Annotated in this window: 12 protein-coding genes; 6 read left to right on the forward strand and 6 right to left on the reverse strand. The window is 73.2% G+C overall.

The annotated features are described in order from the left end of the window. The first annotated feature begins 47 nt into the window (after positions 1-47). Positions 48-1595: a bifunctional 3'-5' exonuclease/DNA polymerase gene (locus ABD120_RS01980; protein ID WP_343947890.1), complete on the forward strand. Its 1548-nt coding sequence runs from the start codon at positions 48-50 to the stop codon at positions 1593-1595. Here ABD120_RS01980 and ABD120_RS01985 read toward each other — a convergent pair. Together ABD120_RS01985 and ABD120_RS01990 are read right to left on the reverse strand one after the other, a co-directional pair. Beyond that, positions 1570-2850, reverse strand: a complete 1281-nt coding sequence (locus ABD120_RS01985; protein ID WP_343947891.1) for an MFS transporter — start codon at positions 2848-2850, stop codon at positions 1570-1572. The two genes, ABD120_RS01980 and ABD120_RS01985, sit on opposite strands and share 26 nt — an antisense overlap. 34 nt (positions 2851-2884) lie before the next feature. Continuing rightward, complete coding sequence (locus ABD120_RS01990) at positions 2885-3700, reverse strand: MOSC domain-containing protein (RefSeq protein WP_343947892.1); 816 nt, start codon at positions 3698-3700, stop codon at positions 2885-2887. Between the two features lie 188 nt (positions 3701-3888). Here ABD120_RS01990 and ABD120_RS01995 point away from each other — a divergent pair, with 188 nt between their 5' ends. From ABD120_RS01995 to ABD120_RS02005, 3 genes are all read left to right on the forward strand, one after another. Beyond that, complete coding sequence (locus tag ABD120_RS01995) at positions 3889-4713, forward strand: alpha/beta fold hydrolase (protein ID WP_343947893.1); 825 nt, start codon at positions 3889-3891, stop codon at positions 4711-4713. A gap of 349 nt (positions 4714-5062) precedes the next feature. After that, entirely contained in the window at positions 5063-5338 is a 276-nt protein-coding gene (locus tag ABD120_RS02000; protein ID WP_343947894.1) for a DUF998 domain-containing protein, read from the forward strand. A gap of 31 nt (positions 5339-5369) precedes the next feature. Beyond that, positions 5370-5507, forward strand: coding sequence for a hypothetical protein (locus ABD120_RS02005; protein ID WP_343947895.1), 138 nt, complete (start codon positions 5370-5372; stop codon positions 5505-5507). 99 nt (positions 5508-5606) lie between these two features. Here ABD120_RS02005 and ABD120_RS02010 read toward each other — a convergent pair whose 3' ends face one another. The 4 genes from ABD120_RS02010 to ABD120_RS02025 form a co-directional block, all read right to left on the reverse strand. Then, entirely contained in the window at positions 5607-7628 is a 2022-nt protein-coding gene (locus tag ABD120_RS02010; protein WP_343947896.1) for a serine/threonine-protein kinase, read from the reverse strand. A 159-nt stretch (positions 7629-7787) separates the two neighbouring features. Continuing rightward, the gene (locus ABD120_RS02015) at positions 7788-9176 is read right to left on the reverse strand and encodes a YlbE family protein (protein WP_343947897.1); all 1389 of its coding nucleotides are present in this window, start codon (positions 9174-9176) and stop codon (positions 7788-7790) included. Then, the gene (locus tag ABD120_RS02020) at positions 9173-10483 is read right to left on the reverse strand and encodes an AllF/FdrA family protein (protein WP_343947898.1); all 1311 of its coding nucleotides are present in this window, start codon (positions 10481-10483) and stop codon (positions 9173-9175) included. The genes ABD120_RS02015 and ABD120_RS02020 overlap by 4 nt, the downstream gene beginning before the upstream one ends. Then, positions 10480-11541: an oxamate carbamoyltransferase subunit AllH family protein gene (locus ABD120_RS02025; protein WP_343947899.1), complete on the reverse strand. Its 1062-nt coding sequence runs from the start codon at positions 11539-11541 to the stop codon at positions 10480-10482. The genes ABD120_RS02020 and ABD120_RS02025 overlap by 4 nt, the downstream gene beginning before the upstream one ends. A gap of 130 nt (positions 11542-11671) precedes the next feature. Between ABD120_RS02025 and ABD120_RS02030 the strand changes: the two genes are divergently transcribed. Both ABD120_RS02030 and ABD120_RS02035 read left to right on the forward strand, forming a co-directional pair. Further along, on the forward strand, positions 11672-13261 hold the full coding sequence (locus ABD120_RS02030; RefSeq protein WP_343947900.1) for a PucR family transcriptional regulator: 1590 nt from the start codon (positions 11672-11674) through the stop codon (positions 13259-13261). Between the two features lie 11 nt (positions 13262-13272). Then, on the forward strand, positions 13273-13482 hold the full coding sequence (locus tag ABD120_RS02035) for an RNA-binding S4 domain-containing protein (protein ID WP_343947901.1): 210 nt from the start codon (positions 13273-13275) through the stop codon (positions 13480-13482). Positions 13483-13497 lie beyond the last annotated feature (15 nt).

Raw genomic sequence — 13497 nt, forward strand, 5'->3', positions numbered from 1 at the left:
TCGACACATCGGAGAAACGGTCGGTGGGTGGTGGCACTCTGGAGGGCGTGCACACCGTCCTGACCGTCGCCGGCTCCCTCGACGCCGAGAGCGTCCGCGAGCGTGAGCGCGCCGCCCCGCGCTGGGTCTGGGCCGACACCCGTGCCGTCTACCCCGCGCTGGTGCGCGCCGGGGTCAGGCTCGCGCGCTGCCACGATCTCACGCTCACCGAGGCGCTGCTGCTGGCCCACGACGGCCGCTACGGCGAGGCGCACTCGGCGCAGGCCGCCTTCGCCAGGCTCCACGGCCTGCCCGTGCCGGAGACCGGCGACGGCCCGGCCGCCAAACAGGACACCCTGTTCGAGCCCGAGCGGACGGAACTCGGCGCGGCCGAACTGGCCGAGGTCCACGCCGACCAGCGAAGGCGCATCGCCGCGCTGCCCGAGCCCGGCCGCTTCCGGCTCCTCGTCGCCGCCGAGTCGGCCGGCGCGCTGCTGGCCGCCGAGATGGCCCACGACGGCATGCCCTGGCGCCGTGACGCGCACGACGAACTGCTCACCGAACTCCTCGGCCCCCGGCCGGTCCACGGCATGCGCCCGGCCCGGCTCCAGGCCCTCGCCGACGAGGTCGCCGCCGCCTTCGGCCACCCGGTCAACCCCGACTCGCCGCAGCAGCTCGTCAAGGCGTTCAAGGGGGCGGGGCTCCAGATCGGCTCCACCCGCTCGTGGGAGATCAAGAAGCTCGGCCACCCGGCCGCCGCGCCGCTGCTCGCCTACAAGGAACTCGCCCGCCTCCACAGCTTCCACGGCTGGACCTGGGCCGACCAGTGGGTGCGCGACGGGCGCTTCCGTCCCGAGTACGTCGTCGCCGGCGTGGTCTCCGGCCGCTGGGCCACCAGCGGGGGAGGGGCGCTGCAGATCCCCAAGGTGATGCGGAAGGTCGTCGTGGCCGACGACGGCTGGGCGCTCATCGTCGCCGACGCCGCCCAGCTGGAGCCCCGGGTGCTGGCCGCGATGGCGGGCGACGCCGGGCTGGCCGAGGCGGCGGGCGAGATCGACCTCTACTCCGCGCTCGCCGCCTCCTTCGGCGGCGAGCGTGAGAACGCCAAGCTCGCCATGCTCTCCGCCATGTACGGCGGCACCGGCGGCGACGCCGCCAAGGTGCTGGCCGTGATGCGGCAGCGCTTCCCTCAGGCGTACCGGTTCGTCGAGGACGCCGCGAAGGCGGGCGAAGACGGCAAGGTCGTGCGCTCGTGGCTGGGCCGCACCTCACCGCCGCCGTCCGGGCACTGGCGTGAGCTGGTCTCCGGGCCCGAGGGCGCGCGGGCCGCCCGCGACAGGGGCCGCTTCACCCGCAACTTCGTCGTCCAGGCCACCGCCGCCGAGTGGGCGCTGGCGCTGCTCGCGGTGCTGCGCGGCCGGTTGCCCGAGCCCGCCCGGCTGGTGTTCTTCCAGCACGACGAGGTCATGGTCCACTGCCCGCTCGACCTGGTCGAGGAGGTCGCGGCCGCCGTCGCCGCCTCGGCCGCCGAGGCCACCAGGCTGCTGTTCGGGAGCACCCCCGTGCGCTTCCCGATGGAGGCCGTGGCGGTCAGCCGCTACTCCGACGCGAAGTGAGCGGACCCGCCCGCAGGCCGGTCGCGGCGAGCCACACCCCGGCGGCCGTCACCATCACGCCCACCACCAGGCCGAGGACGCCGAAGGACAGCGCGCCCACGATGGCGCCCGCGATCACGGTGCCCGAGGCGCCGCAGACGTTCATCAGCAGGTCGGACAGGCCCTGCACCGCCGGGCGGCGTTCGATCGGCACCGACTCGCTCACCAGGGCGGAGCCGGCGACCAGGCCGCACGACCAGCCGACGCCGAGGATCACCAGGGCCACCGTCACCTGCCAGACGCGGTGCCCCGCCGTACCCGCGAGCACGGCCGAGACGAGCAGCAGCGCCATGCCGAGGACCAGCACCGGCACCCGGCCCGCCTTGTCGGCCAGCCACCCCACCACCGGCGACAGCACGTACATGCCGGCGATGTGCAGGCTGATGACCATCCCGATGATCTCCAGGGACGAGCCGTTGTGGTGCAGGTGGACGGGGGTCATCGACATGACGGACACCATCGCGGTGTGACTGACCGCGATCATCACCAGCGCGCGGCGGGCCATGGGGGTGGTGCGCAGCACCGCCCAGGCGTCCCTGAGCGTGCGGCTCTTCCCGCCGGTGTCGGTCGTGCTCCGCCCGGCGAGGCTCCTGGCGAGCTTCAGCGGGTCCGGCCGCAGCCCGAGCACGACGATCAGCAGCGCCAGGCCGAAGGCCAGCGCGGAGAAGGCGAACGGCCCCGCGTTCGGCGCCAGCCCGGCGGAGACGCCCATCTGGTCGGTGGGCTTGGCCAGGTTGGGGCCCGCGACCGAGCCGATCGTGGCCATCCACACGACCAGCGACAGGTGCCTGGCCGCGTGGCCCTTGGGTGACAGGTCGGTGGCCGAGTAGCGGGCGGCGAGGTTGCCCGCGCTGCCGCCGCCCACCAGGACCAGTCCGGCCAGCAGCAGCGGCCACGAGGCGATCGTGATCGCCAGCACCGAGACCACGCACCCGGCGAGGGCGGCCGTGTACGCAACGGCCAGCCCGCCGCGTCGGCCGCCCCTGCCGGACGCCTTCGCGGTCGGCAGGGCCAGCAGCGCGGCGCCGAGGACGGTGGCCGTACCGGCGAGACCGCTGATCACCGTCGAGCCGGAGAGCTGGTCCACGACGACGGAGCTGAGCGCGAGGCCGATCGCGATACCCACGCCGCCGACGATCTGGGCGGCGGACAGCACGGCGAGGGTCCGTCGCTGGACGGCCGTGGTCGTCTCCCGCCGGGTAGAGGTATCGGTCACCCGAGAAGTGTCCCATAACCTCCCAAAATCGTATTTACAGCACTTTGACTGGATCGCCGGTTCGGATGCGGCCCTCGCCGTCCGGGATCAGGTTGACGCCGAACCACGTCTTGCCGTCCCAGCGCCGGTGGACGGCCAGCGTGCGGATCGGCTCCTTGCCCTTGGCGAGGGTGGTGTTGTCGATCGTGGTCAGCACGCAGCGGGCGCACAGCTTCGACATGCGGAAGTCCAGGTCGCCGATCCTGACCCGCTGCCAGCCGTCCTCGGCGAAGGCCGTCTCGACGCCGTCGACCACCACGTTCGGCCGGAAGCGGTGCATCGGCAGCGGCTCGGGGACCTCCTCGCCGCGCTCGACGGCGGCCTCGGCGATCCAGTCGTTCAACCGGTCGAGCGAGGCGGTGGACGTCAGCAGCAGCGGATAGCCGTCTGCCAGGCTCACCCGGTCCTCGGGCAGGCCGTAGTCGGGATCGACGGGGCGGCGGGTCGGGTCGTCCTGCCACACCAGCCGGACCGGGCGGCCCAGCAGCTCGGACAGCCACGCGGCGGCCTCGTCGCCGCAGTCACGCAACTCCATCAGCTCCGCGCGCAGCCGGACCGTGCGGACGCGGTCCGTGGGGGAGACCCGGACGGGGGCGGCGTGCCCGCCGGTCAGGGTCAGGCCGGTGCCGGTCACCTCGGCGCGGCAGGTGAGGAGCAGGGGGTGCTCGCGGGCGGTCATCATCGTGTCGTGCTCGTCCACGACCATGTAGCGGCGGTCGTGAACCAGACCCCACGGCTCGACGTCGGCGGCCGGCACCTCGTACCCCTGGGTGGACTTGATCGGGTAAACGTGAACAGCACGGACAATCACCCCCTGAAGGTATCGCGCCGCCGGTATCGCTGCCTCTTCGCCGCCGACCGGGGCCGGATCTTCGCTATGGCCGCTCTGAGCTGGGGTTTTCAAGAAGTCAGGAAAAATCTCGAAGAGACCGGTTCCTTTCGCCGACGGGTGCCGTCATATGACCGAACACACGATGAACAGCCCAGATGGAGCACGAAATGACCGCGACCCGCGCCAAATCCACCACCGTCGTCTCCCGCGACGGCACCGAGATCGCCTTCGACCTGCTCGGCACCGGGCCCGCGCTCATCCTCGTCTCCTCGGCGCTGTCCGACCGGTCCGACGCCGCCAAGTTGGCGACGCTGCTGTCCGAGCACTTCACGGTGGTCAACTACGACCGGCGCGGACGGGGTGCCAGCTGTGACGCCGCCGAGTACGCCGTCGAGCGCGAGATCGAGGACATCGCCGCCCTGATCGACCACGTCGGCGGCACCGCCTCGCTGTTCGGCAGTTCGTCGGGGGCGGTGCTCGCGCTGCGGGCCGCGGCCTCCGGGCTGAAGGTCGACAGGCTGGCGCTGTACGAGCCGCCGTTCGCGGTGAACGACGACGGCTTCGGCCCGCCCAGGGACTACCCGCAGCACGTCCGCACCCTGCTCGCGGCCGACCGGCGCGGCGAGGCGGTCAAGTACTTCATGACCCGGACACAGGGCATACCGGGTGTCATGGTGGGGATGATGCGCCTCATGCCCGGTATCTGGTCGAACCTCAAGGGGCTGGCGCACACCCTGCCGTACGACGCGGCGGTCATGGGCGACACCCAGCAGGGCCGGCCGCTGGGGGCGCGTCCGTGGGCGGCGGCGGCGATGAAGACCCTGGTGGTGACCGGTGGCAAGAGCCCGGCCGGATTCCAGGACGCGGCCGACGCGGTCGTCGGCATCCTGCCCGACGCCGGGCGCCGCACCCTGCCCGGCCTCAACCACGGCGCCGTCGTCACGGCTCCCAAGAAGCTCGCCGCCGCTCTCGTGGAGTTCCTGAACGGCTGAACCGCCCCACACCGCCGATCCGCCTGCTCCCTTCGCTCCCTTCGCTCCCTTCGCTCCCTTCGCGAACGCGATCCTGATTCTCCGTCCCCCTGCTCCACCTGCTCCTTCGCTTCCCGCTCGACCGCGACCCCGAGATGTCTCCGGTCGCCCCTTGATCGGCCCTGCGGGCCACACCGCCGTCAGCGGCCATCCGCCGGGACGCCCCCAGCGCCGCCACCGGCCGGCGAACCCGCCTCTCGAAGGCGTCGACCTCCTCGCCGGTACGGCCCATCACCCGCCGAGGGCCTTCTTCGGCGCGCCCTCAGCACGACGTGCCGCGCGGCACCCGTGATCACGAAAGAGAAGAACCATGACGCACGCCGTCCCCGCCGAGTCCGTCCCCGCCGCCTCGACCCGCAAGCGCCTGCTCACGGCCGGTGCCGTGGCCGCACCCCTGTTCTTCACGGTCGCCTTCGCGCAGATCTTCACCAGGGACGGCTTCGACCTCACCCGCCACATGATCAGCCAGCTCGCGGCAGGAGAGGACGGCTGGCTGCAGATCGCCAACTTGGTCATCGCGGGGACGCTGTTCATCGCCTCGGCCGCCGGCATGCGGCGGACCCTGCGCGAAGGTCCCGGGCCGTAGGGGCTGGGCGATCTACAGCGTGGTCAGCGGCGTGCTCTACACGGTCCTGCCGCAGACGAACCCGGAGCTGTGGAGCCTGCTGTTCGCGCTGGCCTCGCTGATCGGCTGGTCGTGGGTGTCGGTCCTGTCCTGGCGCCTCAACCGCGACCGCGCCTCGCTCGCCGCCTGACCCACCGGGACACGGCCCGGCCCCTGACGCCGTACCCGAACCACCGGGTACGGCGTCGGCGCTGTTCGCGCCCTGGCGCGGCGCCGGATCCGGTGAGGGTCAGGAGTTGGGGCGGAAGGTGGCGAGGAACGTCGTGCGGGTGGCGGTCTGGTCGTCCCAGGCCAGGTCCGGCATGCTGATGGTGATCTTGAAGGCGGTCTCGGCGTCCACGGAGACGAACCGGGTCTGCGTGTGCATGGGGACACCGCTCGCCAGCTTGTGGGTGTACTCCCAGTCGGCGGTCTTCCAGCCGCGCCACTCGGCCGGCTGGAGGTGGATCTGGGCGTAGTCCTCGACGCCGCTGTCCGCCTCTTCCTTGGTCAGCTCCGCCACTCCGCCGTCGGCCTGCGGCGCGGTCTGCTCGACGGTGATCTTCATGCCGGAGTCCTTGGGGCCGGTGAAGGTCGCCGCGCCGTCCGAGGTGCCCGGTTTCCAGCCCTTCGGTACCCCGGCCGTGAAGCCGGAGGCGGTCTGTTCCGTGTAACCGTCCGGGATCGGTGCCGCCGCCGACGGCAGGGGCGCGCTGCTCGCGACCGGCGCCGGTGCCGCCGCTTCGGGGGTTGCGCCCATGGTGGCGAACAGGACCGCCGCCGTCACGGCCCCCACGCCCGCGACCGTGGTGACCAGCAGTCTGGGGGTCGGACGGCCGTTGCGGACCCAGCCGTTCGCCCGCCGTCTCTTACGGCCCGAGCGCCCGGAGGACTTCTTCGCGGGCGACCGGCCTCCGCTCTTGGCGGCGTCGCCGGAGGTGAGCGGCCACGGGGCGCTGCGGCTGTCGCTGGTCAGCGGCAGGATCGGCTGCGGCCCCGAGGACGGGCCGAACGCCGCCGTCCCGTCAGGTGTCGCATCGCCCTGGACTACGGCGCCAGACGTCGCATTGCCAGACGTCGCCCTGCCGGGGGCCGCGGGGGCCGTCGAATAGGGAGGCGTCGAGCCGGGCGGCGTGGTGCCGGAGGGCGGGTCGCCATGGGATCCGGGGGACGGCGAGGTGGATGGTGGGGCGGAGGTGCTGGTGAAGGCGTCGAACGCCGGGCCTGCGGGGGTGGTCGGGATCACGTACCCGCCGGACGAACCCGGTTCTGCCTCGGACGGGACCCGTACCGGCCCCGTGGGGGTCTCCACGATCCGGGACGGCATCGGCCCGGACGGCGGTTCGAGCGGACCGGCCGACCCGCCCCCCGCCCGCAGCCCTTCCAGGTGACTCGGCGGCCGGGAGCCGTGCGCGAGCAGGACCCGCTCCAGCAGTTCCGCCACCTGCGGCAGCGTGAGCCGCGCTGTGGGCTCCTTGCGCAGCAGGCCCTCGATGACCGGCAACAGCTCACCGGCCCGCCGGGCGGGCGCCGGTTCGTGGGCGAGGACGGTGCCGAGCACGGCGACGGCGTCCGGCCCCTCGTACGGCGGCCGCCCCTCCACGGCCGCGTACAGCGTGGCGCCGAACGACCACAGGTCGGCGGCCGGGGTGAGCCGTTGCCCGGAAAGGCGCTCCGGCGGCACGTACGCGGGCGAGCCCATGACCAGACCGGCCTGTGTGACGGAGTCGTCCCCCTCGACGGCGGCGATACCGAAGTCGGTCAGCAGCACCCGGTCGGCGGTCAGCAGCACGTTGCCGGGTTTGACGTCGCGGTGCAGGATCCCGGCCGCGTGGGCGTGCCCGAGCGCGTCGAGGACGCGGATGCCGATCTCGGCGGCCTGGAGGACGGGCAGCGGCCCGCTCTGCCGTAGGGCCTGTTCGAGCGACCACGACCGGACGAGTTCCATGACGATCCACGGCCGCCCGTCCTCCTCGACCACGTCGTGGACGGTCACGATGCCCGGGTGGGCGAGGCGGGCGGCCGCGCGCGCCTCCTGCGTCACCCGGTGGTGGGCGGCCTGCCTGCCCGCGTGGTCGGGCCCGAACGGCAGGAGGAGTTCCCTGACCGCGACGGCCCGGTCGAGCAGGACGTCGTGCGCGTGCCAGACCACCCCCATGCCGCCTCGGCCGACGGGGGACACAAGGCGGTAGCGGCGGCCGATGAGGCGGCCCTGGCTCTGCGGTGCGTGTCCTCCTGCGCGCGGCTCGCTGAGCAAGCGGTCGGTTGGCATCTCCCGCCCCATCTCCCACCTCATCGGCACCATCAGTACCTCTAGATTATGAGGTTTGCCACGATAACGGCGCGAGATTCCCAATAGGAAGTTAATCACTCATAAATCATGAAAAATCGGCCTATGAGCTGGGGAAACGGGAATTCTTGAATTGATCACTTACGGTTTTACCGCAGCCTCGGTCAATGCCGCGAGCGCACTCGTGAACGCCTCCGCCGGCGGGCTCACCAAGCCTGCTCCGACCTGCCCCGTGCCCGCCACCCGCCCCGCGATCCCGGTGTTGACGACCGGCAGCAGCCCCGTCCGCGCGACCAGGGCCACGTCGATCCCCACCGGCGTCCCCCTGAAGCCCAGACCCGGGATCTGGTACGCCGGATGCTCGGCCAGCGTGATCTCGTACATCGACCGGGTCGCCGCGACCGCGTCCCCCACCTCGCCGCCGACGAACCGCACGATCGCCGGGGAGGCCGCCATCGCGAACCCGCCCAGCCCGGCCGTCTCGGTGATCGTCGAGTCGCCGATGTCGGGATTGGCGTCGTCCGGGCCGTACGCGCCGAGATACAGCCCGTCCGGCACCCCGGCGGGGCCCGTGAACCAGCGCTCGCCCAGCCCGGAGACCTGCACGCCGAAGTCGGTGCCGTTGCGCGCCATCGCCACCACCATCGACGAGCCGGGCACCCCGCGCGCCGCGTCGGTGCTCACCTTGGCCGCCGCCATGCCCGCGTTCAGGAAGAAGTGGTCGTTGCCCGCCGCGAAGCGCAGCACCTCGGCGGCGGTCGCCGGAGCCGCCTCCACCAGCGCGGGCGCGAGGTCGCGCAGCAGCAGCGACGTGGCGGCGCGGTTGCGGTTGTGGAGTTCGTCGCCCATCTGCAGCGCCTGGGCGATCAGCGCGCGCAGGTCCAGCGGACCGCTCACGGCCAGCGCCGCCGCCAGCGCGGGGCCGAGCACCTCCTCCATCCAGCGCAGCCGCTCCAGCACCTCGCTCCCGTACGCCCCGTACCTGAGGACCTTGCCCAGGCCCTCGTTCAGCGAGCAGAACGCGGTGCCGCCGTGCTCGGCGTCGCGCACCTCGAACAGCCACATCGACGGGCTCACCACCCCGGCCATCGGGCCGACCGCGCGGTGGTGGTGGCAGGGCTCCAGCCGTACCCGGCCGGAGGAGAGGCGTTCGACGGCCTCGGCCTCGTCGGCGGCGTAGCCCTCCAGCAGGGCCGCGCCGATGAGCGCGCCGCGCATCGGGCCTGAGGCGCGCTCCCAGGTGATCGGCGGGCCCGCGTGCAGGAACGTGCGCGGCGGCAGGTCCAGCGCCTCCTGCGCCCGCCGCACCCCGACGAGGTGCGGGCGCGCGCTCGTCAGCCGGCCGACGGCGCGCTCGTTGGCCGCCGCCCGGCGCGGATCGGCCAGTACGGTCGCCACCGCGTCCCCCGTGCCGGGCAGCGGCGGCCGCCAGGCCACCTCCGTCCGCGTGACGGCCTGCGCGTCGAGCGCCTGGCCGAGCAGGGCGGCGCCGACCGTGATCACATGGGGCGGGCCGGACAGCAGGCTCACAGCAGGCTCCTCGCGTACCTGGCCGCTTGGGCGTTGGAGGTGAACACGCTCGCGCCCGCCTCACGCAGCGCGGCGGCCTGCCGGTGCAGGTCCTGGGGGTCGCCCTCGGTGCCGACGAGCGCGACGACGACCGTGGCGGGGCAGCGGGCGATGCCGTGCGCGTAGGCCGCCGCCGGGTCGGGGTCGGCACCGTGGCCGAGGACCACGTCCATCAGCACCACGTCGCCCGCCGCCGCCCGGGCCAGCGCCTCCAGCCGCAGCGTCGGGTCGATCATCGGGTGGGGGCGGCCGCGCGTGTAGGCGTCGTCGCCGTAGTCGGTGAACTCGCCGGTCCCCGCCAGCGCCGCCGCCTCGCCGCACAGGGTGCCTCCGGCGTACAGGCCGCGCAGGGTGCCTGAGGACGCGCCGCCCGCCCGCCCCGACCAGCCGGGCCACGAGGGCCACTCGGGTACGGCCCGGCCCAGCGCCCGCAGCACGTCCTCCGCGGCCTCGGTCAGGTCGGTTCCGGCTCTGACGAACCGTTTGCCCGGCTCCGGCAGCCGGACCGAGGGCTGCTTGGCCACGAGCGCGATCAGCTCCGTGGCCGGATCCTCCTCCAGCATGCGCAGCGCCCGCGCCGCAGACCGTCCGCCCACCTCGGGCGTCAGGTCGCGGCCGCCGACACCGAGCACATGGCTGACCCCGACACCGGCCAGGTCGAGCAGGCAGGTGAGCTGCTGGGCGCCGGTGCCCGAGGCGGCCACGACGCCGACGGGGCCGGGGCGCAGCACGTTCGCGAACCCGAGCCCGGCCCCGGCGATGACGGCCGTCCCGCAGTCGGGCCCCATGACCAGGACGCCCTTGCGCTCGGCCAGTTCCTTCAGCGCGATCTCCTGCTCCACCGGCACTCCGTCGCTGAAGACCATCACGGGCAGGCCCGCCTCGATCGCGTCCACGGCCTCGGCGAAGGCATGCTCGCCCGGCACCGACACCAGCACGATGTCGCCGCCCTGGCGGGCCGCCGACCGGGTGGTGAGCGGGGGCTGCTCACCGGGGTCGGCGCCCGCCGTGGGGCGGGCGGCGAGCAGCCGGTCCAGTTCGGCCTCCGCGCCGGACAGGTCGGGTCCCCGTACGGCGACCAGCAGGTCGGCCTGGTCGGCCGGCGGGAGCGTGAAGCCGAGATCCGCCGCCAGGGCGCGGTTCAGCTCGGTGGCCATCGCCACGATCGCCACCTCGACCCCGGGCAGTTCGGTGAGCGCCCGGCTGATCCGCATGAGGGTGACCGAGTCGTGGTACACACCCGCCCGCAGCGTGACAAGCTCGCTCACCGGCCGCCTCCGGCCGACGCGTGCCTGTTGGCTCCCGCCCGTGCGTGTGCCGGGGCTCCCGCTGGCGTGTGCACGGTGGCTCCTGCCTGTACGTCTGCCAAGGTTTCTGCCTGTACGTCTGCCAAGGTTTCTGCCTGTGCGTGTGCCGAGGTTTCTGCCAGTGCGTGCACCGAGGCGAGGCCGATCGACAGGCCCTGGGCCAGGTCGGCGCCCGAGGTGTGGCCGAGGCGGCACAGGGCGGTCAGCGCCGGTCCCAGGCGGCCGTGTCCGGTGAGCGCCCTCAACACCGCTGTCACCTCGGGGCAGGTATCGCCCCTCGCCGCGCAGTCCAGCAGCGCGGCCGAGATCGCGGTCGTCCTGGTCGCCGCGGCGCGGACGACGGCGGTGGCCAGCCGGTCCGCCAGCGGCACCGCCCGGCTCACCCCGGCGGCCGTGCCCAGCGCGCGGAGCGCGACCAGCAGCCCGGCCAGCACGTCGTCGCCGCTGGGGGTCAGCCCCGGGCCGAGACCGACCAGCCCCTCGGCGGCGCACTCCACGTCGGCGAGCGTGCGGGTCGCCTCGGCCAGCCGTACCAGGGCCGGGTTTCCGGCGAGGCCGCCGGCGGGGAGGCCGGGCAGGACGGCGGGCAGTGCCTGCGGCGCGACCCGGGGGAGCGGCGGGCCGGGATCCCACCAGCGGCTCACCCGCACACGCCACCCGCCCACCTCGACCGCCCCGCCGCCCACCCAAGCCTCGTCCCCGACCTCGGCCTCGGGCAGCGCGCCGGCGATCAGGACCGCGTTCGGCAGCAGCGTCGCCGCCCCCGTGATCACGGCGACCACAGCGGGCCGCGAACCGGCCATCTCCCCCGGAGGAGAATCAGTTCCCGGAGAGGCAGCCCTCGGAGGAGCGGCTCTCGGTGAGACATCCGCCGGTGAGACAGTCTGCAGGTAGACGGCTGCCGGGAAGGCGGCCAGCACCCGGGCGCGCCGTCGCGGCGCCGACAGCACCGCGTGTGCCGACATGCCCGCAGCACCCGTCACCCGGATGCGCGGACCGGTGTGCGTGCCGACCGTCACCGATTCCCCCCTCCGACCATGGACCTGACCGTAGAACGGCCCTCCGACACCCCGTACGGAGAAATTTGCCAACAGTCACGGAGAAGGTTGGCTCTTCCTGACAGAGGGCCGAGGGGGCCACAATCACCCCATGGAACCGCCCGTCCGTCTGGCCAGCACGGGAACGATCATCCACGGCGTGTCCGTGGGGGAGGTTCTCGGCGTCTCGACCCTCGCCGACGCCCGGCTGATCGCGGGGGAACGCGGTCTCGGCCGCATCGTGCAACGCCTGAACGTCATGGAAGTCCCCGACATCCTCGCCTGGGTCAAACCGCACGAGTTGCTGCTCACCACCGGCTACCCCCTGCGCAACACCCCACAGTCCCTCGGCCGGCTGGTCGCCGACCTCGACGAGCGCGGCCTGGCCGCCCTCGCCATCAAACTCGGCCGGTACGTCGACACCCTCCCGGCCGAGATGGCCGAGCAAGCCGACCGGCTCGGCTTCCCCCTGATCCTGCTGCCCGAGAACGTCGGCTTCGACGACATCCTCAACCAGGTGCTGACCGACATCCTCAACCGCCAGGCCGCCGCCCTGGCCAGAGGGGAGGAGGCGCACCGGGCGCTGGTGCAGGTCGTGCTCGGCGGCGGCGGCCTGGCCGAGGTCACCACCGAGGTCGCCGCCCTGCTCGACGTCGCCGTGGCCGCCGTGGACAGGGGATCCAGGGTGCTCGCCTCGGCCGGTCCGCCCGACCATCTGGCCGCCCTCCAAGAGTCCCTCACCAGGGAGGGCGGAGGAGAGCCGGACGGACGCGCGCTGGTCGCGGTGCCGGTCGTCGCGGGCGGCCATCACCACGGCCGCATCGTCGCCTACAGCCCCGCGCAGGCGATCGGCGACGGCGACATCGGCATCCTCGAACGCGCCGCGACCGTCGCCGCCCTCGTCGTCACCAGGCAGGAGGCGGTCAACGCCGTCGAGTCCAAGTACCGGGCCGACTTCCTGCGCGACATCCTCACCGGCCGCACCGGGGCCGCCGAACGGGTCACCCCGCGCGCCCGCGCCTTCGGGTGGGACCTCGACCGGCCGGTGACCGTCCTGGTGGCCGAACTCGACCCCGACTGCGACGACCGCACCGCCCAGGACCGGCTGGCCGCCGCCTGGACCGCCGCCGTGCGCAGGAACGACCCGCGCGGGGCCGTGGCCGGGTTCTCCCACGAGGTCGTCGCCGTCGTGGACGCCACGATCGACACCGCCAAGGTCGCCAAGGACGCCGCGGCGGCCCTCGCCGACGCCCACCCCGCCACGTTCTCGACGGGTACGTCCCGGACCTGCCCGGGGGTGCAGGGCCTGCCGGAGGCCTACCTCCAGGCGCTCAAGGCCGCCCGGGTGGGCCGCCAGCTCCACGGGCCCGGCGCGGTCGCCCCTTTCGACCAGCTCGGCGTGTACCGCTTGTTATCGCTGGTCAACGACACCGGCGAACTGCACTCCTTCGTCCGTGAGGCGCTCGGCCCGCTCGCCACCGACGACGACACCGAGAACGCCGACCTGCGGCGTACCCTCCAGGTGCTCCTGGAGACGAACCTCAACGTGGCCGAGACCGCCCGCAGGCTGCACTTCCACTACAACACGCTGCGCTACCGCATCGGCAAGCTGGAGCGCCTGCTCGGCAACTTCACCGAGGACCACCACCTGCGGCTGAACCTCACCCTCGCCCTGCACGTGCTGCGCATGCGCGGCATCTAAGCTGTCCCGTTGTGGACCTGGACTTCGAACTCGAGACCGACTTCATCCCGCTGTGCGACCTGCTCAAGTACTGCGGGATCACCGAGACGGGCGGCATGGCCAAGCACCTGATCGCCGAGGGCCTGGTCGAGGTGGACGGCGAGGTCGAACTACGCAAGACCCGCAAGGTACGCTCCGGCGCCGTGGTGAGCGGGGAGGGCTTCACCATCCACGTCCACTAGGCAAAGAAAGCGCGA

The sequence above is a fragment of the Nonomuraea longicatena genome (assembly GCF_039525605.1).
Lineage (GTDB): Bacteria > Actinomycetota > Actinomycetes > Streptosporangiales > Streptosporangiaceae > Nonomuraea > Nonomuraea longicatena.

Excerpts from the sequence above, each read along its gene's own strand:
- ABD120_RS01995 (WP_343947893.1), top strand. The coding sequence starts at position 3,889 with ATGACCGCGACCCGCGCCAAATCCACCACCGTCGTCTCCCGCGACGGC.
- ABD120_RS02000 (WP_343947894.1), top strand. The coding sequence starts at position 5,063 with ATGACGCACGCCGTCCCCGCCGAGTCCGTCCCCGCCGCCTCGACCCGC.
- ABD120_RS02010 (WP_343947896.1), bottom strand. The coding sequence starts at position 7,628 with ATGCCAACCGACCGCTTGCTCAGCGAGCCGCGCGCAGGAGGACACGCA.
- ABD120_RS02030 (WP_343947900.1), top strand. The coding sequence starts at position 11,672 with ATGGAACCGCCCGTCCGTCTGGCCAGCACGGGAACGATCATCCACGGC.